Below are 23,419 nucleotides of genomic sequence, written 5' to 3' on the forward strand. Positions count from 1 at the left end.
CCACGGCCGTCTCCGTTCGACGCGCGGGGCGCTCAGCCGGCCCAGACGTCCTCGACGTACCGGCCGGTCCCGACGAGGCCCGCCAGCCAGGCGGCGGCCTCCTCCTCGCTCGCGCCGGTGTGCTCGCGGTGGACCGTCATGAAAGCTTCGCGGACGGCCGGGGCCATACGGTGGCCGTCGCCGCAGACGTGGACGCGGCCGCCCGCCTCCAGCACGGCCCAGACCTCGTCGCTCTCGCGGGTGATCCGGTCCTGGACGAAGCGGGCGCCGTCGACGGGCGCGTGCGTGAAGGCGGGGCGCATGCTGACCGCGCCGGCGGCCTCCGCTGCCTCGAAGTCCGCTCGGTGCAGGTAGTCCACGTCAGGGTGGTCGCAGCCGAAGTAGCACAGCAGCGTGCCGGTCGATCCGGTGTGGTGCCGGTCGAGGACCGCGCCGCGGAAGGGCGCGAGGCCGGTGCCCGCGCTCACCAGGATGACCGGCACGGAGGTGTCTTCGGGGAGGCGGAAGGCATCACCGCACGGGAGGACCCGCGCCTGGAGGGTGTCACCGGCGCGGACGGTCTGGAGGTGGTGCGAGGCGACACCCCGGAAGGTGCCCTCCCCTGACCGGTGTGGTGCGGCGAGCAGCGACACCATCAGGTCCACCTCGCCCGGCTGGGCCACGGCGGACGAGGAGATCGAGTAGTGCCGGGGGCGTCGCACGGGCAGCAGTTCCAGGAAGCGCTCGAAGGGCAGTTCGCAGGCGGGGTACCGCTCCAGGAGGTCCAGGACGCCGAGTCCGGCGGCGGTCACCCGCTCGCGGAAGGTGTCGGGACCGGCGGCGGCGAGGGCGGCGAGCGGCCGTCTCTCGGGTGGGCAGGAGGTGTGCTCGGCGAGCACGGCGACCTGCTCCCGGGTGGCCGCGTCCTGGAGTTCCACGAAGTCGGCGAGCAGGCGGCGCAGGGTCAGCGGCCGGTCGACGGGCAGGGTGTCGCGGGGCCGGCGGCGGGCGCGGAGCCGGACGGTGCGGTCGAGGTCGAGGCCGAAGCGGTCGGCCACCCGCCGAACGAGGGCCTCGGGATTGCTCGGGAGGACGGCGAGGTGGTCGGCGGTGCGGTAGGTGACGCCTTCGGGCAGCCGCAGGCGGAGGAACCGCTTGGAACGGCCGAGCTCGTGGGTCGTGTCGACCAGTTCCCCGGCTTCGAGCACCTCCATCGGCTGGACCCCGTACCGGGCGGCGAGGCCCCCGGTGACGGACGCGGACGCGTCTTCCAGTTCGTACAGGCCCTGCCCTTCTTCCGGTGCGGAGTGGGCCACGACGCCGGCGACCGGCTCGCCGTACTCGCTCAGCAGGGCCGTCCACAGGTCGCCGGTCCACCGGTCCACCGTTCCGGCGAAGTCGCCGGCGGCGTCGGCGCTGCCGCGCTCCAGCAGGGGGACGGCGCCGGCGGCGGCGAGGCGTTCGTCGATGAGGGTGGGGACGCGCTGGTAGGTGGCGGCCCAGTTGCGGTCGCCGACGCCGAGGACGGCATACCGCAGCCCGTCGAGCGAGCCGGGGGCGAGGTCTTCCAGGGAGGCGACGAACCGGGCGGCGTCGTCGGTGGGCCGGCCGTTGTAGGAGGCGGCCACGATGACCACGGGGCCCTGGGCGTCGGCCAGCATGCCGGTGTGGCCGTCGAGCGGGGCGACGGACGAGGTGAAGCCGTGGTCGCCGCCGTCCGCCGCCAGATCACGGGCGATGCCCGCGCAGGTGCCGAGGTTGGAGCCGTGCAGCAGGGTCAGCGCGGTGCCGCTCGCGCGGCGGGCGACGGCCGCTTCCCGGCCGGTGCCGACGGGGTTCTCCAGCGCGGCGGGCGGCCGCCGTTCGCGGCTGGTGCGGCGAGCGAGCCGGAGGCTGAACCCGTCGGGCTTGATGGTCAGCGTCGACTTGATCTTCAGCTGGTAGTCGGTGTGGTCGATCAGGCGGTAGCGGTGGAGCAGCAGACCGAGCAGCAAGGTGGCCTCGTGGAGGGCGAACTGGCGGCCGATGCAGGCCCGTTCGCCGCTGCCGAAGGGTTTGAAGGCGTGGACCGGGCGGGCCGCCTCACGCTCGGGGGTGAAGCGCTCGGGGTCGAACAACTCGACGTTCTCCCCCCAGACGGAGTCGCGGTGGAGGGCCGAGACGAGCACCATCAGCGATTCGCCCTTGCGTACGGGGTATGTGCCGCCGATGACGGTGTCCTCGACGGGTTCGACGGCGAACGCGGGAGCCGTCGGCCACAACCGCAGGCTCTCGTTGAGTACCCGGCGGATGTAGGTGAGCTTGCCGATGTCGCCGTACTCGGGATCGGGCTCGTCCGTGTCGCCCCACAGGGCGTCGACCTCGGCCTGGGCGCGGGCGAGTACCGCCGGGTGCTTGGTCAGGTGGTACAAGGCGAAGGAGAGCGCGCCGCTGGTGGTCTCGTGGCCGGCGATGAGGAACGTGATGACCTGGTGGCGGATGTTCAGGTCGTCCAGGGGCTCGCCGGTCACCGGGTCCTGGGTGTGCAGCATCAGCCCCATCAGGTCGTCCGTGCCCGTGTCGCCCGAGGCGCGGCGCCGCCTGATCACGTCGTCGACGAGGCTCGTCATCAGGTCGACGTCCCTGCGGAACTGTTCGGTCTTCTTCCGCTTGAACAGCTCGGAGCCGGGGATGGACTCGCCCTTCTCCTGGACGAACGCGAGCGCCCTCGCCATCGCCTCGACGAACGGGTGCGGGTCGTCGCGGCGGAAGGACTGGAAGTCGTGGCCGAAACCGCACAGGCCGATCGTGTCGAAGGTCAGCCGGGTCATCTCGTCGGGCACGTCCACCGAGCGCACACCGGCGAGCCGGTCCCAGGTGCGGATCAGCGAGCGGGCGGCCTGGAGCATGGGGGCGTGGTAGCGGCGCATCGCACCGAGCGAGAACGCGGGCAGGAGGATGTCGTGCGCCTTGCGCCAGTTCGGTTCGTGGTCGTAGGCGGTGAAAAGGCCGTCCCCGGCCAGAGCGCGGATCTCGACCAGATCCGGGTGGACGTTCTTGCGGAAGCGGGTCCCGTCCGACAGTTCGGTCACCAGGTCCAGCCCGCCGATCATGACGGTGTCCTTCCCGAAGACCCGCAGTCGGTACACGGGGCCGAACTCCCTGAACTCCTTCATCAGGTGGACCAGGCCGTCCGCACCGGTCGGAATGCTGAAGGCATGGCCTGCGAGGGGCAGCGGGGGACGCTCGGGGATCGCCCGCGCCGCACCGACGGACACCTGGGTCATGAGCGTGCCTTTCGTTTCACACCAGCGGTCGCCGACCAACGTACCCTCGACTTTGTCAGTCGAACATGTCGATCGACTGTGTTGGTGGACACGGTCGTGAGATGGAACCCGATGGCCGCCTCGATCGTTCGCCGCCCACCGTCGGGGCCCCATCGGGTACGACACTGTGACCCATGTCACACGCGGTATCTGTCAGCAATCGGGGCGCTGCCCCGCTCAACACAGCGAGGGAGCAAGCGATTCGACAGGAGCATCACATGAAGCACCGCATCGTCGTCCTCGGCGCCGGCTACGCCGGGGCCTACGTGGCCGGGAACCTGGCCCGCCGGCTGTCCCGGGCGGACACCGAGATCACCGTGGTCAACGCCGTGCCCGAGTTCGTCCAGCGGCTGCGGCTGCACCAGTTCGCGGCCGGCCAGGAGGTCGAGACGCGGAAGCTCGCCGACGTCTTCGCGGGCACGGGGATACGGCTGCGCCTGGCCCGGGTCACCGCCGTCGACCCCGAGCGCCGGATCGTCGCCGTGGCCGACTCCGACGGCGGCGGCGAACTCGGCTACGACACGCTCTTCTACGCGCTCGGCAGCCACGTCGCCGACCACGGCGTCCCCGGTGTCGCCGAGCACGCCTTCGACGTCGCCGGCCGGCCGTCGGCGCTGCGCCTGCGCGAGCGCCTGGACGGCCTGGACAGGCGGGGTGAAGGCGGGAGTGTGCTGGTCGTCGGCGACGGGCTGACCGGCATCGAGACCGCGACCGAGATCGCCGAATCCCGGCCCCGGCTGTCGGTGACGCTGGTCGCGCGCGGCGAGCTGGGCGCCCGGCTCTCCGCCGGGGCCCGCGGCCATCTGCGCCGGGCCTGCGACCGGCTGGGCATCACGGTCCTGGAGCACATCAGCGTCGAAGCCGTCGAAGCGACGCGGGTGCTGTGCGCCGACGGCACCGCCCTGGCATCCGACGCGACCGTGTGGACGGCCGGGTTCGCGGTCAGCCCCATCGCCGCCGCCGGCGGGCTGGAGGTCACCGGGGACGGCCGGATCGTGGTCGACCGCACCATGCGGTCGGTCTCGCACCCGAACGTCTACGCCGCCGGCGACAGCGCCTACGCCATCGGCGACAACGGCCGGCCGCTGCCGATGTCCTGCGCCTCGGCCGGCTACACCAGCAAGCAGGCGATCGACGCCATCGTGGGACACCTGACGGGCCGTAGGATCCCCCACACCAAGCTGGTCTACCCGGGCAACCACATCAGCCTCGGGCGGCGGGACGGAATCCTGCAGATGGTCGACGGCGAAGAGCGGGCGAAGCCGAAGTACCTCGGCGGCCGGAAGGCCGCGCGGATCAAGTCCGGCATCCTCAAGACCTCGCTGTGGGCCACCTCGCACCCGACCTTCTGCCTGCCCAAGCGCAGGCGCCGCCTGGCCGCCGCGACGGGCGCGCCCGCCGTGACGGCCGCCACCGGCCGCCTGACCGCCTGACCGCCTAGCCTTGCCGCCGCCTACTAGGGTGGTCCGCGTGGACGACACCACGAGCGATCGCTTCGACACCAGCCGGTTCGAGGCCAGCCGGAACCGGCTGGCCTCGCTGGCGTACCGTCTGCTGGGCTCCGCCGCCGACGCCGAAGACGCCATGCAGGACGCGTTCCTGCACTGGCAGGCCGCCGACCGGCAGCGGATCACGGTGCCGGAGGCATGGCTGACCAAGGTCGTCACCAACCTGTGCCTCGACCGGCTCCGCTCGGCACGGGCCCGCCGCGAACGCGCCGTCGGCGCCTGGCTGCCCGAACCGCTCCTCGACGGCGACCCGATGCTGGGCCCGGCCGACACCTTCGAGCAGCGCGAGTCGGTCTCCCTGGCCGTGCTGACCCTCCTGGAGCGCCTGTCGCCCCTGGAGCGGGCCGTCTACGTCCTGCGCGAAGCGTTCTCGCACAGCCATGCCGAGATCGCCGAGATCCTCGACATCTCGGAGTCCGCGAGCCAGCAACACCTCCACCGGGCCCGGCACCGCGTCACCGCCGCGCGCCGCCTCGGCGCCGGCGAGGTCGACCCGGCATCCGCCCGCAGGGTCGTCGAGGAGTTCTTCGCCGCCGCCTCGTCCGGCCGCACCGAACGGCTGGTGGCGCTGCTCACCGACGACGCGACCGCGATCTCCGACGGCGCCGGCCTCACCAGGACGCTGCTGCGGTACGACACTCCGGAGCGCATCGCCGCCGTCGCACGCGCCGGCTTCAAGCCCACAGCCGCGAAACAGCGACTCGCCGGCGGCACGTCCGCCATTCACTACGCGCTCGTCAACGGCGCCCCCGCCCTCCTCTTCGTGGTCGGCGACCGGGTCGCCGGCGCCGTGACGTTCGACGTCGCCGACGGCAGGATCGCCACGGTGCGCGGCATCGCCGCCCCCACCCGCCTCGCGCGTCTCGCCGACGCCTGGCGGCAGTACGAACCGGACTCTCCGCTCGTCAGCCAGTGGTGACCCGCAACCGACCGCGCGCGGGCGCGGCGCCCGCGCGGCGGCGGTGGTCCTGGCCCTCCCGGGCACCGGATCCCTGTCCCAGCTGGGCCTCGCCCGGCGCGGGCCCCGCCCGGCCCCGTAGACGAAAGGCGCCCCTGTCATGAAGCTGTTGATCCTCGGTGCGACCGGCCCGACCGGTCGTCATGTCGTCGACGTGGCCCTCCGATCGGGCGATCAGGTCACCGCCTTCGTCCGTGACCCGGCGGCGCTGGGCGACCTGGCGGACCAGGTCACCGTGGCGACCGGCGACGCGACATCGCCCCGCGACGTCTCCGCCGCCACGGCCGGGCAGGACGCCGTCATCTCCGCCCTCGGCCGCGGCCGCTCTGTGGTCGCCGACGACTTCTTCACCCGCTCTTCGGCGGCCGTGATCGCCGCGGCGCGGGAAGCGGGCGTATCCCGCCTGGTGTGGCTGTCGTCCTTCGGCGTCGGCCACACCTTCCCGTGGTCGAGCCTGCCGCAGAAACTGAAGTACGCCACGCTCCTGCGGTCCCTCTACGCGAACAAGGAGATCGCCGACGAGCGCATCCGCTCCAGCGGGCTGGACTGGACCCTGGTCTACCCGACGAGGCTGACCCACGGCCCGGCCAGGGGTGCGTACCGCGCGGCCGACCGGCTGCCGATGAGGGGCGACCCGACGATCAGCCGGGCCGACGTCGCCGCCTTCATGCACCAGGCGGCACACGGAACCGAGTGGGTCCACCGCACCGCCGTGATCTCGGACTGAGCGGTCAGCGGGGCGCCTTCACAGACACCGGGGAGCGGGGTGTCAGGACCGCTTCGGCGGCTGGATCCATCCCAGGGACCGCTCGACGGCTCGTCGCCAGCAGTCGTACTCGCGCTCCCGCCGTCCGGGGTCCATGGCCGGCAGCCACTGGGCGGCCCGATGCCAGTTGCGGCGCAGGACCTCCATGTCGGGCCAGTAGCCGGCCGCGAGGCCCGCGGCGTAGGCGGCGCCGAGAGAGACCGTCTCGGCGACCATGGGCCGTACCACCGGAACGTCGAGCACGTCGGCGAGGAACTGCATGAGCAGGTTGTCGGACGTCATGCCTCCGTCCACCTTGAGCTGTTTCAGGGCGAGCGCGGAATCGGCGTTCATGGCGTCGACGACCTCCCGGGTCTGCCAGCCGGTGGCCTCCAGGACGGCTCGCGCCAGATGGCCCTTGGTGATGTACGAGGTGAGGCCGACGATGACGCCACGGGCGTCGCTCCTCCAGCGGGGTGCGAACAGGCCGGAGAACGCGGGGACGATGTAGCAGCCGCCGTTGTCCTCGACGGTGCGCGCCAGGGTCTCGATCTCGGGTGCGCTGCTGATCAGGCCCAGTCGGTCGCGGAACCACTGCACGAGCGAGCCGGTGACGGCGATCGGCCCCTCCAGGGCGTAGACGGCGGGCTGCTGCCCGATCTTGTAGGCGACGGTGGTGAGGAGCCCGTGGCGGGAGCGGACGGCATCGGTGCCGGTGTTCATCAGCAGGAAACTGCCCGTCCCGTAGGTGCACTTGGCCTCGCCGGGCGAGAAGCAGGTCTGCCCGAACAGGGCCGCCTGCTGATCGCCGAGGGCGGCCGTGATGGGGACCCCTGGGAGCACGGAGCGGGCTTCGCCGTAGGTGTCGGCCGACGGCCTGATCTCCGGCAGCATCTGGCGCGGGACTCCGAAGAACTCCATGAGTTCGCCGTCCCAGGTCAGCGTCCGCATGTCGATGAGCATGGTGCGGCTGGCGTTGGTCGCGTCGGTGATGTGCAGGCCGCCGGCCGTTCCACCGGTGAGGTTCCAGACCAGCCAGCTCTCCACCGTGCCGAACAGCACCTCGCCGTCCCGGGCACGCTGCTCCAGCCCGCCGATGTGATCGAACAGCCAGCGGATCCGGGGCGCGGAGAAGTAGGTCGAGGGAGGCAGGCAGCAGCGTTCGAGGAAGAACTCGTCCCCGGGCCGGTCCCTCAGCTCGTCGACGAGCGGAGCGGTGCGGGTGTCCTGCCAGACGATCGCCCTCCCCAGCGGGGCACCGGTCCGCCGGTCCCAGAGCACGGTGGTCTCCCGCTGGTTGGCGATCCCGACGGCGGCGATCTGCCCGGCGTCCACGTCGGCGTGGGACAGCGCCTCGGGCACCACGCGCCGCAGGTTGCGCCAGATCTCGACGGCGTCGTGCTCGACCCACCCGGGCTGCGGGAAGTACTGGCGATGCTCTCGCTGGGCGACCGACACCAGCCGTCCGCGGTGGTCGAACAGGATGCATCGCGTGGAGGTGGTGCCCTGGTCGATGGACATCACATACCGAGCGACCATGATCGGACCTGCCTTCCGATTGTGGCGGAGCAGCGGGTGCCTACCAGCGGGCCGCGCCCAGGTCCCTGGAGATCGCCCGTGCGGCCTCCCGGAGCAGGGTGATCAGGGCCGGCCGGGGCCGTCCTCCCGTGTCGCAGATCCGCTCGACCGGGCCGGATACGCCGATCGCGCCCACCACGAGGCCGCCGTGCCCCCGGATCGGCGCGGCGATTCCGGCGTCGCCCATGCTCATCTCCTGCACTTCGGAGCCCCAGCCGAGCTCGCGGATCTCGCCGAGCGTCCGGTTGAGGTCCTCGGGGAGTACCAGGGTGTGGCGGGTGTACGCCTCCAGTCCGGCCTTCAGCAACGGCTCGACGGGTGCGGTCCCGAAGGCCAGCAGGACCTTGCCGAGCGAGGAGGCGTGCAGCGGCAGCAGCGCGCCCACGTCGAGGGTCTGGAGGGTGTCGTCGGGGCGGAACACATGGTGGACGACGAGTACCCGTCCCTCCAGGGGGGTGCCCAGGCGGACGGCCTCCCCGCTGCGGGCGGCCAGGGCGTCGGCCCAGTTGATGGAGCGCGACCGCAGCTCGTTGACGTCGAGGTAGCTGGTTCCGAGATGGAGCAGTGCCCCTCCGAGCTGGTACTTCCCGGTGGCCGCGTCCTGCTCCACGAAGTCCACGTGCTGCAGGGTACGCAGAATGCCGTGGGCGGTGCCCTTGGCCAGCCCGAGCGAAGACGCCACCTCGCCCAGTCCCAGCCTGCGGGGACCGGTGGCGAGCAGACGCAGGATCGCCGCCGCCCGTTCGATGGACTGGACCGGGCCGACCATAGGAACGATCGTAGTCCGGACCGTCGATTCGAGACTCCCGTTCGGTAATGCCGACCACTGTTCATTGACCGGCCACCGCTGCCTCCTTACCGTTTCTTCACGGCCGGCCCCCGCCGGCAGCGCTCCCGGAGGAGGAGGGCCCATGACAGTGACGCAGCTCGGCTCGGCGCTTCCCGAAGACGTCACGTACGTCCTTCCGCTGCCGCACGTCCCCGAGGCCGCGTCGGTCGCGCGTCGACGCGTACGCGCGGTCCTCACCGACTGGCGCCTGTCCACGGACGTCGCGGACGAGGTGCTCCTGCTCGCCTCGGAGCTGCTCACCAACGCCATCACCCACGCCCTGCCCCCCGCGACGCTGCGGCTGTCGCGGGTCCTGGTCGACGGGCGCGAAGCCGTACGCGTCGAGATGACGGACGCGGGCCCCGCGACTCCGGCCGCCCGGCCGGCCTCCGGGTTCGACCCGGACGAGCACGGCCGGGGAATCGGCATCGTCATGGCGCTGTCGGCCAGGTGCGGCGTGCGCGAGCGCGCCGACGGGACCAGTCGGTGGGCGGACGTGGTCGTACGGTGAGGTGAGCCGACGGCCCTGGTGGCCCCCGTCCGCCGCCGACGGCCCCGGCGGCGTCGGCCCCGCCGGTCAGTCGGGCGTGGCGGCGTCGGCGGCCGCGGCCCCGCCTCGTTCGTGGGTCTCCGCACCGAGCCGGTCGATGACGAGCATCGCCACGTCGTCCGCCAACCGGCCCCCGGTGTGGCGGAGCAGTTTCAGGTGCAGCCCCTCCAGGAACTCCTGCGGGGTGCGGGTGTCGCGCAGCGATTCCGCGGCCTCGGGCAGGGGGAAGAACCCGCCGTCGGCGTCGCGGGCCTCGTTCACGCCGTCCGTGTGCAGCAACAGACGGTCACCGGGTGCGAACGCGTAGCGTCCGACCTGGGATGGGGACCAGGTGATGAAGTCCTCCAGGCCGAGGGGTGGCAGGGGGCCTGCGGGTATCAGCTCCCGAGCGGTGCCCCGGTGCAGCCGCAGCGGAGGCGGATGCCCCCGGTTGACCACGTGGACGACGTGTTCGTCCGACACCTGGGCCAGCAACGCGGTGACGAAGCTCTCCGCCTCGTCCTCGACGAAGCTGCCGCCCGGACCCGGACCCTCGTCCTCCTCACCCGGCCGGGCGGAGCGCGCCACGGCGCCTTCCCGCCGGAATGCCGCCGCGCAGTGGTTCATGACCTCCGCCAGGTCGTCCTCGTAGTGCACAGCCTCCCGGAACGCGCCCAGTACGGCCGCTGCCGCACGCACGGCGGGCAGCCCCTTGCCGCGGACGTCCCCCACGATCATCCGGACGCCGTAGCGGGTCGCCACGGCCTCGTACAGGTCACCGCCGATCTGCGCACCGGTCTCGGCCGCGAGGTACATGCTGGCCGCCTGTACGGGCCCCAGCCGGGCGGGGACGGGCCGCAGGATGGACTCCTGTGCCGCCACCGCGATCCGGCGGACCTGATCGAGCTCGCTCTGTCTGCGGCTGCGCACGGCGTTGCTCGTGGTGACACTCGCGACGGAGACGACGAGCAGGCCGAGGATGTTGCTGAGGGCCTGCCCCTCCCCCCACGAGTCGTGCAGGGTGGCGCTGATCGTGGTCACGGACAGCGCCCCGGCCGCCGCCGCGAGGATCCCCCGGGGACCCATCGTGAGCGAGGCCAGTGCCGGCATGGCGGTGAGAAGCGGGCCGGTGTACACGGCGTGTACGGGTGACAGCTCGACCCCGAGCCCGAGCAGGATGAGCACGAAAGGCACCCACTGCGCGAGTCGGAACAGGACCCGGCTGTGACCGCCCGTCGCCGGTGGCTGCGCGGAGCGGAAGAGCGACCGCATGCGTACAGCCTGCCTCGTGGGCCCCAGGGATACCACCCGCGGCGGACCTTGCCGTCTGCCGCCCGATGTGGTGTGCCGTGCGCGGGAGCCGACCGGCGTACACGAGGGCGTCGGCGAGCCCGGCAGCCACCCGTCGGCGGTCCTGCCGGGCCGACCGTCCTCCCGGCAGGCCGTCAGCATTGCCTTCAACGCCACCCATTGCAACGCGATACATTGCGTTCAAGCTCAGTCATTGCATCAATTTACAGCGGCCCACCTGCCTAAATACGGTCTGGTCGATTGACATTCATTCTCAGTGCAACGTAGCTTTCGGGAGTCGCTAAACACGTCATATCGCGAGCCGAGGAATGGTCATGAGTGAATCGCTCCACACCGTCACGACGCTGCCGACGGCGCGTCGTTCCGGCTGCCCCTTCGACCCGCCGGCCGAGTTGGTGGACGCCCGCCGACACGGCCCCATCAGCCGCTACACCCACCCCGGCGGAAGGCCCGGCTGGCTGATCACCGGATACGACCTGGTCAGGTCGGTCCTGGCCGACCAGCGGTTCAGCTCGCGCAAGGAACTCCTGAACGTGGGCGACTTCGAGGTTCCTCCGGCGCCGCCCGGCGAGTTCCTCCTCATGGACGACCCGCAGCACAGGCGCTACCGGGAACCGCTGATGGGCAGGTTCACCGTACGGCGCATGCGGCTGCTCACCGAGCGCGTCGAGCAGATCACCGCCGACTGCCTGGACGCCATGGAGGAGGCCGGGCCGCCTACGGACCTGGTGACCGCGTTCGCCAAGCCCATTCCCACCATCGTCATCTGTGAGCTGCTGGGAGTGCCGTACCAGGACCGGGGCTCCTTCCAGGAGCAGATCGACACGTTCATGGGCGGGGAGACGAGCGACGACGAGCTGATAGCGGCCTACACCGCGACCCAGACGTACCTGGCGGAGCTGGTCGCCGCGAAGCGCGCGAACCCCACCGACGACGTGCTCAGCGAACTCACCGCCACCGATCTGACCGATGAGGAGCTGCGGGGCATCAGCCTGATCCTGCTGGCGGCCGGGTTCGACACCACCGCGAACATGCTGTCGCTCGGCACCTTCGCGCTGCTGCGGAACCCGGCGCAACTGGCCGCACTGCGCGCCGATCCCGCGCTCGTCGGCCCGGCCGTGGAGGAGCTGCTGCGGTATCTGAGCGTCGCCAAGACGTTCATGAGGACGGCGCTGGTGGACGTCGAGCTGGGGAGCCAGACCATCGAGGCCGGCACGACGGTGGTCCTGTCGTACCACACCGCCAACCACGACCCCGAGCGCTTCGCCGATCCCCATGTGCTCGACATCCGGAGGAAGAGCGGCGGGCACCTCGCCTTCGGCCACGGCATCCACCAGTGCCTGGGTCAGCAGCTCGCCCGCGTCGAGATGCAGGTCGCGTTCCGCGCGCTGGTCGACCGCTTCCCCGCGCTGCGCCTGGCCGTACCCGCTGAAGAGGTCCGCCTGCGCCCGGAGACCGCGGACATCTACGGGGTGAAGAGCCTCCCGGTCACCTGGGACGTGTGACCGGGAGCCGCCCGGCCCCCGCCCATCCGGGGGTCCGCGGCAACCTCGTGCGGTGGTTCGACGACCACGACGGCCCCGCGCGGGGTGCCAGGCCGCCGCCGATGTGCGGGCGGGACACCCGGTCGCGCCCTCACCGTGCTGGACGACGCGCACATCGGCACGACGCGCTACCGCGACTGGCTCGCCGCCTGACCGGCGTCCCACCGGACGCCCCGTACCGTCCAGGTCGCAGCCGACGGTGAGGTCACCGTCCACGATGGTGTGGTACGGCACCCAGTCGTCGTCCCCTCCGGCTCCAGGTGTCCGGGCGTACCCACGCCGCCCGCCCCCATGAAGGCCGATGCCCGCCGATGTCCCACGGGTCTCCACCGCACAGCCCCGGTGGGCCGCGACCACCCGACCGCGATGGGCCGCGGCCGCAGCGCCGGTTCGTCGTCGGCCGCGACGCCGCCCGTGAGCCGTGGCGGCGTGCGTCGCGGCCGCCCGTCACGGGAGCAGCGGCATGCCCGGGCTCGTGCCGACGCGGCGCGCCATCAGGGTGGCCAGGGCCGCGCGGGAGGAGACGCCGGTCTTGCGGTAGACGCGGGCGATGTGGCTCTCGACGGTGCGGGGGCTGAGGCACAGCCGGGAGGCCACGGCCTGGTTGGTGAGGCCCTCGGCGACCAGGCCGGCGATCTCGCGCTCGCGGGAGGTCAGCAGGGACAGCTTGTCGCCCGGCCGGTCCGGTGATCCCGTCGGCCCGCCGAGCACCGCCGGGCCGATCCGGTCGGCCATGGCGACCAGCAGCAGCGCCCCGCCCTCCTCGGCCAGGCGACGCCCGCGGCGCCACATGTCGACGGCCCGGGAGCCGTCTCCGGCCGCCTTCGCCAGCGGGGCGCCGAGCAGCAGGCTCTGCACCTCCCTGAGCGTCGCGCCGGACCGCGCGCTCTGCCGGGCGGCTTCCGTGAAGACACGTGCCGCCTCGGCCGGGTTTCCCCGGTGGGCCTCGACCTGGCCCATGGCGCGTAGCGCCGCCGACCGCCGGGTCCCCAGGTCGAGGCGCTCGGCCTCCTTGTGGGCGCGCTCGGCCCAGTGTTCCGCTTCTTCCAGGTCGCCGACGGCCAGCGAGGAGGCGACGAGCAGTTCCAGGTACTCGGGGAGCAGGGAGGGCTGCAGCCCGGACAGATCCTTGCCACCGCCCGCGTCCAGGAGCACGTCCCTGGCGCGGTGCGGGTCGCCGGCGCCCATGGCCGCGAAGGCGAGCAGGGACCGCGACAGCGTGGACCACCAGCTCCGCCCCGTGCCCTCCACCGCCGCCGTGGCCTCTTCGGCGGCGGCCAGTACGCCCGGGTCGCCCGGCGGGCTGCCCTGCTGGAGGAAGAGGGCCCGCACCGCGAGGGTGAAGCCGAGCAGTTCCCCGCTGCCCAGGGCGCGCGCTATGGTCGCGGCCTCGTCGGCGAGCTCCAGGGCCGTGGTGACGCGGCAGGTCAGGAAGTGGGCGTACGCCTTGCTCAGCAGGAGCTGGGAGAGCATGTAGAGACGGCCGGTGCGGCGGGCTATGTCCGCGCCGCGGTCGGTGTGCCGTTCGGCGTCGGCGAAGTCGTCCAGCATCACCTCCGTCCAGCCCAGTCTGACCAGGGGTTCGCACAGCCCGGCGAGGTCGGTGTCGGTCAGCGCGTCCGCCAGCCCCGCCGCGGTCCGGGCGAGGGCGCGGGCCTCGGCGGTGCCGCCCTCGTACGCCTCACCGATGGCGGCCAGCGTCAGGGCACCCATCTCGCCGAGGCTGTCGCCCAGGTCGCGGGCGCTCTCCAGGGTGCGGGCGAGTTCCTCACGGACTTCCGGGAAGCGGGCCACGAACTGCGCGCGGCAGCTCCATTCGATGACGAGGCCGATCCGCTGGGACGGCGACGGCCCGGGCCGCCGGTCCAGCTCGCGGCGCAGCAGGGCGTCGGCTTCGGCGTAGCGCCCGAGTTGGCGTTCCATGACGGCACACTGCACGACGGCGGAGATACGGAGCGCGTCGTCGTTCACGAGGTCGTGCGTGCCGTCGTTCACGAGGTCGTGCGTGTCGTCGTCGTCCGCGTCGCCGTCCGTGTGGCCGGCCGTTTCTCCGGCCGTGCCCCGGCACGGCATGTCGATCACCTGATGGAAGAGGTCCCGGCTCTCCCGCAGCGCCCCGGTGGTGCCGAGCGCGGCGGCCCGCGCCAGTGTCAACTCACGGCGGGTGTCGAGGTGTTCGGCGGTGTCGGGCAGGATCTGGAGGACGACCTGGAGCCAGTGGGCCGAGGTGGCCGGGGCTGTCACCGCGGTCTGCTCGGCGGCCTCGGTCAGTACGGCGGCCGCCTCCGGGTCCCAGCCGGTCAGCGACCGCTCCACGTGGTGCGCCTGCTCGGCGAGGGGGGCGCCCATCCGTGCGAGTTCGGCTGCCGCCCGGCGGTGGTAGTCCTGGCGCCGCCAGGGGTCGGTGCTCTCGTGGACCAGTGCGCGGATCAGTGGGTGACGCAGTGTCAGGCGGCGCCCGTCCTGGTCGGGGCGGACGAGGTCGCGGCCCATCACCTCGCGTAGCGCCTCGACGACGTCGGCCACGGGTGAGCCGGTGAGGACGGCGACCAGGTCCGCGGTGGCACGGTCGCCGAGAACGGCGACCGCCTCGACCGTGCCGCGCTGCAGCGGGTCCAGCGGTGCCAGTTCGTCCAGCAGGACGGCCCCCAGTCCCGATGGCAGGCCGTCCGGGACCGCGTGGGGCGCTCGGCGCGGCGGTGCCTGGGGAGGCGTCCCGGGTCGGTCCCCGGGCCGGCGGGCTTCGCGATGGGCCTGCAGCAGGGCGAGGAAGTACAGCGGGTTGCCCTCGCTCGCCGCGTACATCTCTGCCGCCCGCTGCCGTGGCAGCTCGTGGGCCAACTCCTCGACGCAGTCCCGCTCCCCCAGCGGGCCGAGGGCGATCCGCAGCACCGCGCCGGTGTCGGCGCCACGGGCGAGCGCCGTGGCGAGTGTGATCGGCGCCTGGCGGTCGCGGCGTGCGAGGACGAGGAGGAACGGGCCCGATACGGGGTGCCGTATGAGGTGGTCGAGCAGTTCCAGCGACCCCGGGTCCGCCCAGTGCATGTCGTCCAGTACGACGACGAGCCGGGCGGCACGGACCCGGCGCAGCACCGCCGCGGTCGTCCGGTAGAGGCCGAACCGGTCGCGGGCCCACGGCTGGCCCGTCGGCTCGGTCCCGCCCCGCAGCACCGGAGGGAGCTCCATGAGTGACGGGAACACCCTGAACACTCGCTGGTCGAGGTCGGCGAAGGCGTCGGCGAACGGCTGGAAGGGGCTGTGCCGCTCGTACTCCGTGGCCCGTCCCCGCAGCAGGGTGACGCCCCGTTGGCGGGCGAGTGCGGTGAACTCCGCCAGCAGCCGGCTCTTGCCGATGCCCGCTCCCCCGGTGATGTCCACAACGGCCGGGCCAGCGCCGTCCATACGCTTCAGGACCGCGTCGAGCCGGCCGAGCTCCACGGACCTGCTGACGAACGGCACTCTCTCCGCGCGCCCCGGAGACACTCCGTACGACTCGACCACCACGAACTCCCTCGGAACGTACCGGTTCCCCCTCGACACGTTCTACAGGACGCCTACGACAGCGTGGTCCGCCTCCAGGTTCCAGGCGCGCACGCCGAGCAACAGCAGTAACAGGCACAACATGGGTCACATCACCGACCGGTCGGAAGGACGCGATGCCTCCTCGCGCGCCCCGTCAGGTCGCCCTGCCAGGCCGCTCCGCCACGTCGCCCCGCCACCTCCCCCCCGCCACCTCGCTGCGCACACGTCGCTCCGCCAGGTCGCTCCACCTTGAGCAATGAATTGGATACATTGAGTTACCGAATTGGGCGAGGAAGGCGGCTGAGCATGGCGGTAAGGGAAAGGTCCGGCATTCCGACGTGGGCGGCAGGCGGCGATGCCCGCGTGCGGGCAGTGGACTTCGCCTGATGTCGGCGCCATCGAATACGACGGACAACGCTGCGGAATCTCTCGTTTCGCCGGTCAGTTCACACAACGAGTGGGACCCGCTGGAAGAGATCATCGTGGGGCGTCTCGATGACGCGACGATCCCCTCCGACCACCCGGTCGTGTCCTGCAACATCCCACCATGGGCTGCACGGTTGCAGGGACTTGCCGCCGGCTACAGGTTTCCGCGCATGCTGATCGAGCCCGCGCAGCAGGAACTCGATCAGTTCGTCACTCTTCTGCAGTCCCTCGGCGTCACTGTCAGGCGTCCGGACGCGGTCGACCACAAGCGACGCTTCGGCACCCCGGACTGGTCGTCGCGCGGCTTCGGCAACACCTGTCCGCGTGACAGCCTGCTCGTGATCGGCGACGAGATCATCGAGACCCCGATGGCCTGGCCGTGCCGATATTTCGAGACCCACTCCTATCGCGCGATCCTCAAGGACTATTTCCGGCGCGGCGCGCGCTGGACGGCGGCACCGAAGCCGCAGCTCACCGACGAACTGTTCGACGGGGACTTCCGGATCCCGAAGGACGGCGAGCCCATGCGCTACATCCTCACCGAGTTCGAGCCGGTGTTCGATGCGGCGGACTTCGTCCGCGCGGGACGCGACCTGTTCGTCACGCGGAGCAACGTCACCAACCGCATGGGCATCGACTGGTTGCGCCGCCATCTCGGGCCTGGCTATCGCATCCACGAGATCGAGAGCCGCTGCCGCACGCCCATGCATATCGACACGACACTGCTCCCGCTCGCGCCCGGCAAGGTACTGGTCAATCCCGAGTACATCGACGTCGACCGCCTGCCCGCCGTCTTCGACACGTGGGACGTCCTGATCGCCCCCGAGCCCCATGTGATCGACGAGCGTCTGCTCAAGATCACCTCGATGTGCGGCAAGTGGCTCAGCATGAACATCCTCGTGATCGACGACAAGAGGGTGATCGCGGACCGGCACCACACGGGCATGCTGCGCGCCCTGGAGAAGTGGGGGTTCGAGCCGATCCCGTGCGACCTGTTGCACTACGCGCCGTTCGGCGGCTCGTTCCACTGCGCGACGCTCGATGTCCGGCGTCGCGGCACGCTCGAATCGTATGCCGACTGATCGGTCCATCCGCCGTCCGTGCCGGACATCCCGATGCGTGTGCGCGGCGGTTTCCCGAAGGCGCGCACGGCGCAGCGCCCGGTAACGGGCGGTTCGGCACCCGGGTGGTCATGGTGGAAGTCGGCGGAGCCGATGCCCTGCCGACGTTCGGCAGGGTGCGGCGCGGGCGTCTCGACCGGGGCTTACACGGCCCAGGGCAGGGAGCGGGTGCCGTCCGTGCCGGGGACCGAGATCATACCGTCGGCGCGCATGGCGACATGGGCTTCGGCCGGCTGTGGGGCGTGGACCTGGCGGAGCAGGTCCGGCGGGAGGACGATGGTCTGGCCGGTGGTGATCTTCTCGGTGTGGCCGTCGCAGGTGATGTGCAGGGCTCCGGAGGTCACCGTCCACACCTGTTCGCGGCTCGCGGCGTGCTCGGGACCGGTCTGCCCGGCGTCCATGGCGAGCGTCCAGGTGCTGAGTTCGCGGCTGCCCCGGCTGGGAGCGGCCAGGCCGGTCATACGGGCGTTGGGCGTCCGGGTGATGTTCTCGGCGGTCGGAGTGATCACCGGCGCGACGGCCTCCGGCTCGGACGACGGGGCGTCCTGGGGCTCGTCGGACTGGGTTCCGGTGGTCCATTCGACGAGCTGGACCACGATGCCGTTCGGGTCGGTCATCTGGAAGAGCCGCTCGCCCCACGGCTCTTCGCGCAGGGGCATGGTGATCGGCGCGCCCGCCTCGCGCAGCCGACGCTCCTCGGCGTCGAGGCCGGTCACGGTGAAGGCGACGATCAGGCCGGCGGCCCGCTGATCCCGCTGTTCGGGCGGGAGGACCTCCATGCCGCGCCGCAGCAGCACGATGTCGTGGGCGGCGTCGCCACGGGTCAGGGACGCGAAGCCGTCGTCGGCCATGGCGACCTGGTAGCCGAGGTGGGTGCAGAAGAAGTCACGCGAGGCGTCCACGTCGGCGACGGTGAGGGACAGGGTGGCAGTGGTGACCTGCAAGGCAGCTCCAGGATTCGGTGAGCGTGGGGTTCGGCGGGTTCGGGTGAGCGGTGCGGGCGCCCTGGGGCCCGGCGGGGTCAGTAGGTGCGGCGCGGCGCCCGGTACGTGATGCGGACAGCGCGCGTGCGGGCCGGCGGGAGCGGGTCGCGGTCAGGGCGCCGGGCGGCCTTGGGCTTCGAGCTCGAAGCGATGGGGATCGAAGCGAGGGAGGTCGGGGTGATGGATGTCGGGGCGGCGGGGCTCGAAGCGAGGGGCGTCGGGGCGGTGGCGAGCGCCGCGAGGGGGAACGACGGGGAACTCGGGCGGCGGGTCGTACGGGCACGGGATGACATAGGCGGGAATCCTTCGTCTGGGCGAAACTTGCGACGGGCGTAAACTTAGTCCAGGGCGGGGCGGGGTGCAAGGGTATTTTTGCGCCGGGTGTAAAATTTCCTCATGGGTACCGAGATGGGGCTCCGTGAGTCCAAGAAGCAGGAGACCAGGCAGCTGATCTCCGACTGCGCCACCCGGCTCTTCATCGACCAGGGCTTCGAGCCGACGACGATCGCCGACATCGCGGCCGCCGCCCGCGTCGCCAAGAAGACCGTCACCAACTACTTCCCGCGCAAGGAGGACCTGGCCCTCGACCACCACGAGGCGTTCACCGCGAGCCTGGCCCGCGCCGTCGCCGAGCGGGCTCCCGGGGAGCCCCCGCTCGTCGCCCTGGGGCGCATGTTCCGTACGACGCTGGTGGAACACAGCCCCGTCGCCGGGTTCACCGGTCCGGTCTTCGCGCGCATGGTCGCCGACAGTCCGACCCTCACCGCCCGCCTCCGCGAGCTCCACGAGCGGCGCGAGGAGGCGCTCGCCGCAGCCCTGGCCGAGGCGGCGCCGGAGGGCTCCCCCGCCATCGCGCCCCGGGCCGCCGCCGCGCTGATCGCCGCGGCGGACCGCCTGCTGTTCCGCCGCATCCAGGAACTCACGCTGGCGGGCCGGACGAACGACGAGATCGAGGCGACCCTCACCCCCGAGGCGGACCACGTGTACGGCCTCCTCACCGCCGCCGTCGGGACCGTCCCCGCGTCGAGCTGACGCGAGTGCCGCCGGGACCGGGGCCGGCGCCCGGCAGCGCATCCCGGCGCCCCGCGCGCCGGCCGACGGCAGCGGGTCCGGAACGGCCCGCGAGCCGCTCCGGCGGCGCGGGCGGGAGTGGCCGAGGCGGCGGCCGGCGCGGGCCTCCCGCCCGACAGGTGCGTCGCGAACCGCGCGCACGAGTGGTGCGATCAGCTCGGAGGCGACCGGGGCGATCCGGGTCACCACGTCCAGGCGCCAGCTGCGCGCCGGCTTCGCCTGTCCCGTCGAGGCGGCCGTGCCCTGGTACGCACCCGCCGGTCGCCTCCAGACCGAACACCGGCGGCGGGAGGCGTGCGGCGCACGGCAGGCCCTCACTCGTGACGAACCGTCACCGCCTCGCGCGACAGCGAATGTTCTCGGTCGAAAGCGGTCCCGTGGGAGCGGCCGCCGCGTCCCGGGCGGGGTGCCACTCCCCTCTGTCCGGCGTCTCCTGAACCTTCGTCCGGGCTCGTGTCCTCTCCGTGTTTCGCCTGCAGGGACGGAACGTTTCCCCTCCAGCCACCGGAATGATCTCCCTCCATTTCCGCGCGCACTCCACCATGTCCTGTCGAGCGGCTCACCAGAGGAATTCGGCCACCCCGGACGGGGCCTTGTCGCGCGTCTTCCAGCGTGATTAGGATCCCGCTCGTTTCGCTTTCCCCACACTTTCTGCACGATTTCGCCAAATCGGTGAGGTGCTCCGTGGAACGGCCCGCGTCAACGGCACCACCGTCCCAGCACCGCCGGGAACGACGGGACTTCAGGCTCTTCTGGTGGGCCAACGCCGCCGACGGGCTCGGCACTCAGGCGTCGGGGGCCGTTCTGCCGCTGCTGCTCCTCGGGCTCGGGAACTCTCCCCAGGTCGTCGGCCTCATCGCCGGTGCCTCCACCGCCGTCGGGCTTCTCCTGGCGCCGCTCGTCGCCGTTCCGGCGGACCGGGGGGCGCGCAAGCGGGTGATGATCGGGTCGGCCACCGTCTCCGCGCTCGCCATGGGATGCGTCACGCTCGCCCTGGCCTCCGACGCCCCACCACTGGCGCTGATCCTCACCGCCGTCCTGGTCGAACGGTTCGCGACCGCCTGCTTCGACGCCGCCTCGCGCGGTACGGTCGCTCTGGTCTGCCCCGGCCGGGAGCAGCCCCGGGCGATCGCGCGTCTGGCCGCCGCCGATCAGGGCGCGATGATCGTCGGTCCGGCGCTCGGCGGCGTCCTCTACCAGGCCGCGCGTGCGCTGCCGTTCCTCGCCGACGCACTCTCGTACGTCGTCACCGCCGTGTGCGTACGGGCGATGCGTGCGGACCTCACCACGCCGACACCCCCTGTGCGGGCCGGGGGTCTGCTGCGGGAGAGCGCGGCCGGGCTGAGGCTCGTGCGCTCGTCGCCGCTGCTGCGCCTGGTCCTGGTGTGGAGCGCCACGGTGAACGTCGTCGTCGTGGCGCTGTACTACGGGGCCGTCTTCACGCTCCAGCGCGGCGGCCACGGCGGCGCCCTGCTCGGCGTCGTCCTCGCCGTCTCGGGCGCCGCGGGCCTGGCCGGGGCGCTCGCCGCGCCGAGGGTGGCGGGCCGGGTCGGCGCCCCGTACCTGGTGACCGGCGTGACCTGGCTGCTCGTGCCGCTCACCGCCGCGCTCGCCACGGCCGCGGGGCCCTGGGCGTACGGGGTGCTGTTCAGCCTGGTCTGCCTGCTGATGCCGCTCGCCTCCGTGGTGCTCCAGGCGCGGGCCCTGCAGGTCACCGCGCCCGCGCTGCAGGCCCGTACCGGCGCGGTCCTGGCCACCGCGACGACGGGCGCCGCCGCCTTGGCACCGGTCCTCGCGGGCGCCCTCGCCGACCGGGTGTCGCCGGCCGCGCCCGCCCTCGTCTGCGGTGTGACGCTGGCCCTGCTCGCGGCGCACACCTCCCGGCGTTCGGTGCGCGGCACACTCACCGAGGCGGTGGCCGGATGACCGGCGGCTACCAGGTGTACCGGGCCGCCCTGCCGGAGGTGTGCGCCGCCGACCCGACCAGGATGGTCTTCACCGCGGACGCCGGCGGCCGTTGCGAGGTGTTCACCTGGGACGCCGCCCGGCGCCGCGCCCGGCAGGTGACCCGGCGTCCGCTGGGCACCCTGCACGGCGCCATCGACCACGACGCGTACGTGTGGTGGTTCGACGAGGACGCACACGGGCGCGGGCTCTGGCGGTACCAGCCCTTCACCGGCGGCGCGGACCTGCCCGGGTTGACGGACGTCCCGCCCGGTCTCCCCCGGGGCCTCGCGGTCGGCGACCACGCCACCGTCGCCGTCGCCGTCGGCGACGGGCACGCCACCACCGTCCACATCGGCCGTCGCGGCGGCCCCGCACGGGCGGTGGCCCGCGTCGACGGTCACGCCACGCTCACCGGCATCACGCCCGGGGGGCACCTGCTCGCCCTCGCCGGCGCCGACACCGTCACCGTCCTCACCCGTGACGGAGCCGTCCGTGCCGTCCTGTCCGGTGGCCGGGGTGAAGGACGTCTCTGGTCCCTGGGCTTCGCCCCCGCCGGGGACGGCGACGAACTCCTTCTCGTACGCGAGCGCGACGACCGCTACGTCCTGGAGAGCTGGCGGCCGGCCACCGGGGCCGTCACCCACGACTGGTGCGCCTTCGACACCGAGATCACCGCCCGCTGGGTCGGCGACGGCCGGTCCGTCCTGGTCCGGCAGGACCGCCGCGGCAGGTCCATCCTGCACCGTGCCCGCCTGACCGAACGAACGCTCACCACCGTCCCCACCCCGGCGGGAACCCTGCTGGACGCGGCCATCCGCCCCGGGGGCGACCTGCACTGCCTCTGGACGGCCACCGGCCACCCGCCCGCCCTGCGTTCCACGCGGGGAACCCCGCTGCCTCCGCTGCCCACCGTCGCCGAACGGGTTCCCGGCGACCACCGCGACCTGTGGACCCCCGGCCCCGACGGCCCCGTGCACACCCTGCTGAGCCTTCCCGACGGGACCCCGGGCCCGGTGCCGGCGGTGTTCCTCGTCCACGGTGGACCCGCCGACCACGACCGCGACGCCTACGACGGCGTCGTGCACTCCCTGGTCGCCTCCGGTTTCGCCGTCGCCCGCGTCAACTACCGGGGCTCGACCGGTTACGGTCCCCGCTGGCGGCGGGCCTTCAGCCGGGGTGTCGGCCTCACCCAGGTCGACGACCTGGTGTCCGTACGTGCCGACCTCACCGCCCGCCGGCTGATCCGGTCCGACGCCGTGGGGCTGTGGGGCACCTCCTGGGGCGGCTATCTGGTCCTGCTCGCTCTCGGTACCCGCCCGGACCTGTGGCAGGCGGGGATCGCCGTCAAGCCCGTCGCCGACTGCGTGGCCGCCCACCGCACGACCACCCCCGCCCTGCGCGCCCTGGACGAACGGCTCTTCGGCGGGACGCCCGACGACGTCCCGGAGCGGTACGCGCGCAGCTCACCGATCCACTACGCCGCCGCCGTCCGCGCACCCCTGCTGGTGGCCGCCGCCACCCATGACGTCAAATGCCCGCCCGGTCAGGTCCGCGGCTACCTCGCCGCGCTGCGCGCCGCCGGAGTCCGGCACGAGGCGCTGTGGCTCGACTCCGGTCACGACGGCTACGACGGCGGCGACCACGTCGCCGTACTGCGCCGCGCCGTCGCCTTCCTGGACCGGGAGCTGCGCGGCCCCACGAGGGGTACCACGCGCGGGCTCACGCGCGGCCCCGCGGGTGGGCCCGACAGCCGCCCCGCGGCCCGCCCCCAGACGCCCCGTTCCGGCCGGAGCGGGGAGCACCACACCACCGCACAGCCCACGGAGAGGAGATAGGCCCATGCAGAAGGACATCATCCACAACGACCCGCTCGCGGGTGACGAGGAGAACCGCAAGCCGGGCGTCGGCATCACCGTCACCATCCCGTTCCGCAACGCCGAGGACGCGGAAGAGGACTGACTCCCGGCGCCGGGCCGCCCCGGGGGGGCCCCCCCCGGCCGCCCGGCCCCCCCCCCCCCCCACCCCCCCCCCCCCCCCCCGCCCCCCCCCCCCCCCCCGCCCCG

General features: G+C 72.7%; 15 protein-coding genes. 9 read left to right on the forward strand and 6 right to left on the reverse strand.

Annotated features, from left to right (window positions below; translation table 11 throughout):
- Window positions 1–32: 32 nt before the first annotated feature.
- Window positions 33–3,245, reverse strand: a complete 3,213-nt coding sequence (locus tag ACGF5U_RS28400; RefSeq protein WP_392716559.1) for a bifunctional cytochrome P450/NADPH--P450 reductase — start codon at window positions 3,243–3,245, stop codon at window positions 33–35.
- A 257-nt stretch (window positions 3,246–3,502) separates the two neighbouring features.
- Between ACGF5U_RS28400 and ACGF5U_RS28405 the strand changes: the two genes are divergently transcribed.
- The 3 genes from ACGF5U_RS28405 to ACGF5U_RS28415 all read left to right on the forward strand — a co-directional run bounded on the left by ACGF5U_RS28405 (window position 3,503) and on the right by ACGF5U_RS28415 (window position 6,477).
- Complete coding sequence (locus ACGF5U_RS28405) at window positions 3,503–4,717, forward strand: NAD(P)/FAD-dependent oxidoreductase (protein WP_392716561.1); 1,215 nt, start codon at window positions 3,503–3,505, stop codon at window positions 4,715–4,717.
- 37 nt (window positions 4,718–4,754) lie between these two features.
- Window positions 4,755–5,711 carry a sigma-70 family RNA polymerase sigma factor gene (locus ACGF5U_RS28410; protein ID WP_392716563.1) on the forward strand — a complete coding sequence of 319 codons (957 nt, stop codon included), beginning with the start codon at window positions 4,755–4,757 and terminating at the stop codon, window positions 5,709–5,711.
- 139 nt (window positions 5,712–5,850) lie between these two features.
- Window positions 5,851–6,477 carry an NAD(P)-dependent oxidoreductase gene (locus tag ACGF5U_RS28415; protein ID WP_392716565.1) on the forward strand — a complete coding sequence of 209 codons (627 nt, stop codon included), beginning with the start codon at window positions 5,851–5,853 and terminating at the stop codon, window positions 6,475–6,477.
- 42 nt (window positions 6,478–6,519) lie between these two features.
- Here ACGF5U_RS28415 and glpK read toward each other — a convergent pair whose 3' ends face one another.
- Together glpK and ACGF5U_RS28425 are read right to left on the reverse strand one after the other, a co-directional pair.
- On the reverse strand, window positions 6,520–8,034 hold the full coding sequence (glpK, locus tag ACGF5U_RS28420) for a glycerol kinase GlpK (RefSeq protein ID WP_392716567.1): 1,515 nt from the start codon (window positions 8,032–8,034) through the stop codon (window positions 6,520–6,522).
- Between the two features lie 40 nt (window positions 8,035–8,074).
- Window positions 8,075–8,842: an IclR family transcriptional regulator gene (locus ACGF5U_RS28425; protein ID WP_392716569.1), complete on the reverse strand. Its 768-nt coding sequence runs from the start codon at window positions 8,840–8,842 to the stop codon at window positions 8,075–8,077.
- 142 nt (window positions 8,843–8,984) lie between these two features.
- Here ACGF5U_RS28425 and ACGF5U_RS28430 point away from each other — a divergent pair, with 142 nt between their 5' ends.
- The gene (locus tag ACGF5U_RS28430; protein ID WP_392716571.1) at window positions 8,985–9,413 is read left to right on the forward strand and encodes an ATP-binding protein; all 429 of its coding nucleotides are present in this window, start codon (window positions 8,985–8,987) and stop codon (window positions 9,411–9,413) included.
- A 66-nt stretch (window positions 9,414–9,479) separates the two neighbouring features.
- Here ACGF5U_RS28430 and ACGF5U_RS28435 read toward each other — a convergent pair whose 3' ends face one another.
- Window positions 9,480–10,703, reverse strand: a complete 1,224-nt coding sequence (locus ACGF5U_RS28435; protein WP_392716573.1) for a PP2C family protein-serine/threonine phosphatase — start codon at window positions 10,701–10,703, stop codon at window positions 9,480–9,482.
- Between the two features lie 353 nt (window positions 10,704–11,056).
- On the opposite strand from ACGF5U_RS28435, the gene ACGF5U_RS28440 reads away from it, so the two are divergent.
- Window positions 11,057–12,247: a cytochrome P450 gene (locus ACGF5U_RS28440; RefSeq protein WP_392716575.1), complete on the forward strand. Its 1,191-nt coding sequence runs from the start codon at window positions 11,057–11,059 to the stop codon at window positions 12,245–12,247.
- A 486-nt stretch (window positions 12,248–12,733) separates the two neighbouring features.
- Here the strand turns inward: ACGF5U_RS28440 and ACGF5U_RS28445 are convergent, their stop codons facing one another.
- Window positions 12,734–15,745, reverse strand: a complete 3,012-nt coding sequence (locus ACGF5U_RS28445) for an AAA family ATPase (RefSeq protein WP_392716577.1) — start codon at window positions 15,743–15,745, stop codon at window positions 12,734–12,736.
- Between the two features lie 449 nt (window positions 15,746–16,194).
- Here ACGF5U_RS28445 and ACGF5U_RS28450 point away from each other — a divergent pair, with 449 nt between their 5' ends.
- Complete coding sequence (locus ACGF5U_RS28450; protein ID WP_392716579.1) at window positions 16,195–17,316, forward strand: amidinotransferase; 1,122 nt, start codon at window positions 16,195–16,197, stop codon at window positions 17,314–17,316.
- A 182-nt stretch (window positions 17,317–17,498) separates the two neighbouring features.
- Here the strand turns inward: ACGF5U_RS28450 and ACGF5U_RS28455 are convergent, their stop codons facing one another.
- Window positions 17,499–18,299 carry a VOC family protein gene (locus ACGF5U_RS28455; protein ID WP_392716581.1) on the reverse strand — a complete coding sequence of 267 codons (801 nt, stop codon included), beginning with the start codon at window positions 18,297–18,299 and terminating at the stop codon, window positions 17,499–17,501.
- A gap of 447 nt (window positions 18,300–18,746) precedes the next feature.
- Between ACGF5U_RS28455 and ACGF5U_RS28460 the strand changes: the two genes are divergently transcribed.
- The 3 genes from ACGF5U_RS28460 to ACGF5U_RS28470 all read left to right on the forward strand — a co-directional run bounded on the left by ACGF5U_RS28460 (window position 18,747) and on the right by ACGF5U_RS28470 (window position 23,191).
- Entirely contained in the window at window positions 18,747–19,370 is a 624-nt protein-coding gene (locus tag ACGF5U_RS28460; protein ID WP_392716641.1) for a TetR/AcrR family transcriptional regulator, read from the forward strand.
- Between the two features lie 723 nt (window positions 19,371–20,093).
- On the forward strand, window positions 20,094–21,335 hold the full coding sequence (locus ACGF5U_RS28465; protein WP_392716583.1) for an MFS transporter: 1,242 nt from the start codon (window positions 20,094–20,096) through the stop codon (window positions 21,333–21,335).
- Complete coding sequence (locus tag ACGF5U_RS28470) at window positions 21,332–23,191, forward strand: alpha/beta hydrolase family protein (protein ID WP_392716585.1); 1,860 nt, start codon at window positions 21,332–21,334, stop codon at window positions 23,189–23,191. Before ACGF5U_RS28465 ends, ACGF5U_RS28470 begins: the two co-directional genes overlap by 4 nt.
- Window positions 23,192–23,419 lie beyond the last annotated feature (228 nt).

Source organism: Streptomyces sp. NPDC047886 (assembly GCF_043204435.1).
Lineage (GTDB): Bacteria > Actinomycetota > Actinomycetes > Streptomycetales > Streptomycetaceae > Streptomyces.

Excerpts from the sequence above, each read along its gene's own strand:
- ACGF5U_RS28400 (WP_392716559.1), bottom strand. The coding sequence starts at position 3,245 with ATGACCCAGGTGTCCGTCGGTGCGGCGCGGGCGATCCCCGAGCGTCCC.
- ACGF5U_RS28435 (WP_392716573.1), bottom strand. The coding sequence starts at position 10,703 with ATGCGGTCGCTCTTCCGCTCCGCGCAGCCACCGGCGACGGGCGGTCAC.
- ACGF5U_RS28450 (WP_392716579.1), top strand. The coding sequence starts at position 16,195 with ATGTCGGCGCCATCGAATACGACGGACAACGCTGCGGAATCTCTCGTT.
- glpK (WP_392716567.1), bottom strand. The coding sequence starts at position 8,034 with ATGGTCGCTCGGTATGTGATGTCCATCGACCAGGGCACCACCTCCACG.
- ACGF5U_RS28415 (WP_392716565.1), top strand. The coding sequence starts at position 5,851 with ATGAAGCTGTTGATCCTCGGTGCGACCGGCCCGACCGGTCGTCATGTC.
- ACGF5U_RS28425 (WP_392716569.1), bottom strand. The coding sequence starts at position 8,842 with ATGGTCGGCCCGGTCCAGTCCATCGAACGGGCGGCGGCGATCCTGCGT.
- ACGF5U_RS28430 (WP_392716571.1), top strand. The coding sequence starts at position 8,985 with ATGACAGTGACGCAGCTCGGCTCGGCGCTTCCCGAAGACGTCACGTAC.
- ACGF5U_RS28440 (WP_392716575.1), top strand. The coding sequence starts at position 11,057 with ATGAGTGAATCGCTCCACACCGTCACGACGCTGCCGACGGCGCGTCGT.
- ACGF5U_RS28460 (WP_392716641.1), top strand. The coding sequence starts at position 18,747 with ATGGGGCTCCGTGAGTCCAAGAAGCAGGAGACCAGGCAGCTGATCTCC.
- ACGF5U_RS28470 (WP_392716585.1), top strand. The coding sequence starts at position 21,332 with ATGACCGGCGGCTACCAGGTGTACCGGGCCGCCCTGCCGGAGGTGTGC.
- ACGF5U_RS28405 (WP_392716561.1), top strand. The coding sequence starts at position 3,503 with ATGAAGCACCGCATCGTCGTCCTCGGCGCCGGCTACGCCGGGGCCTAC.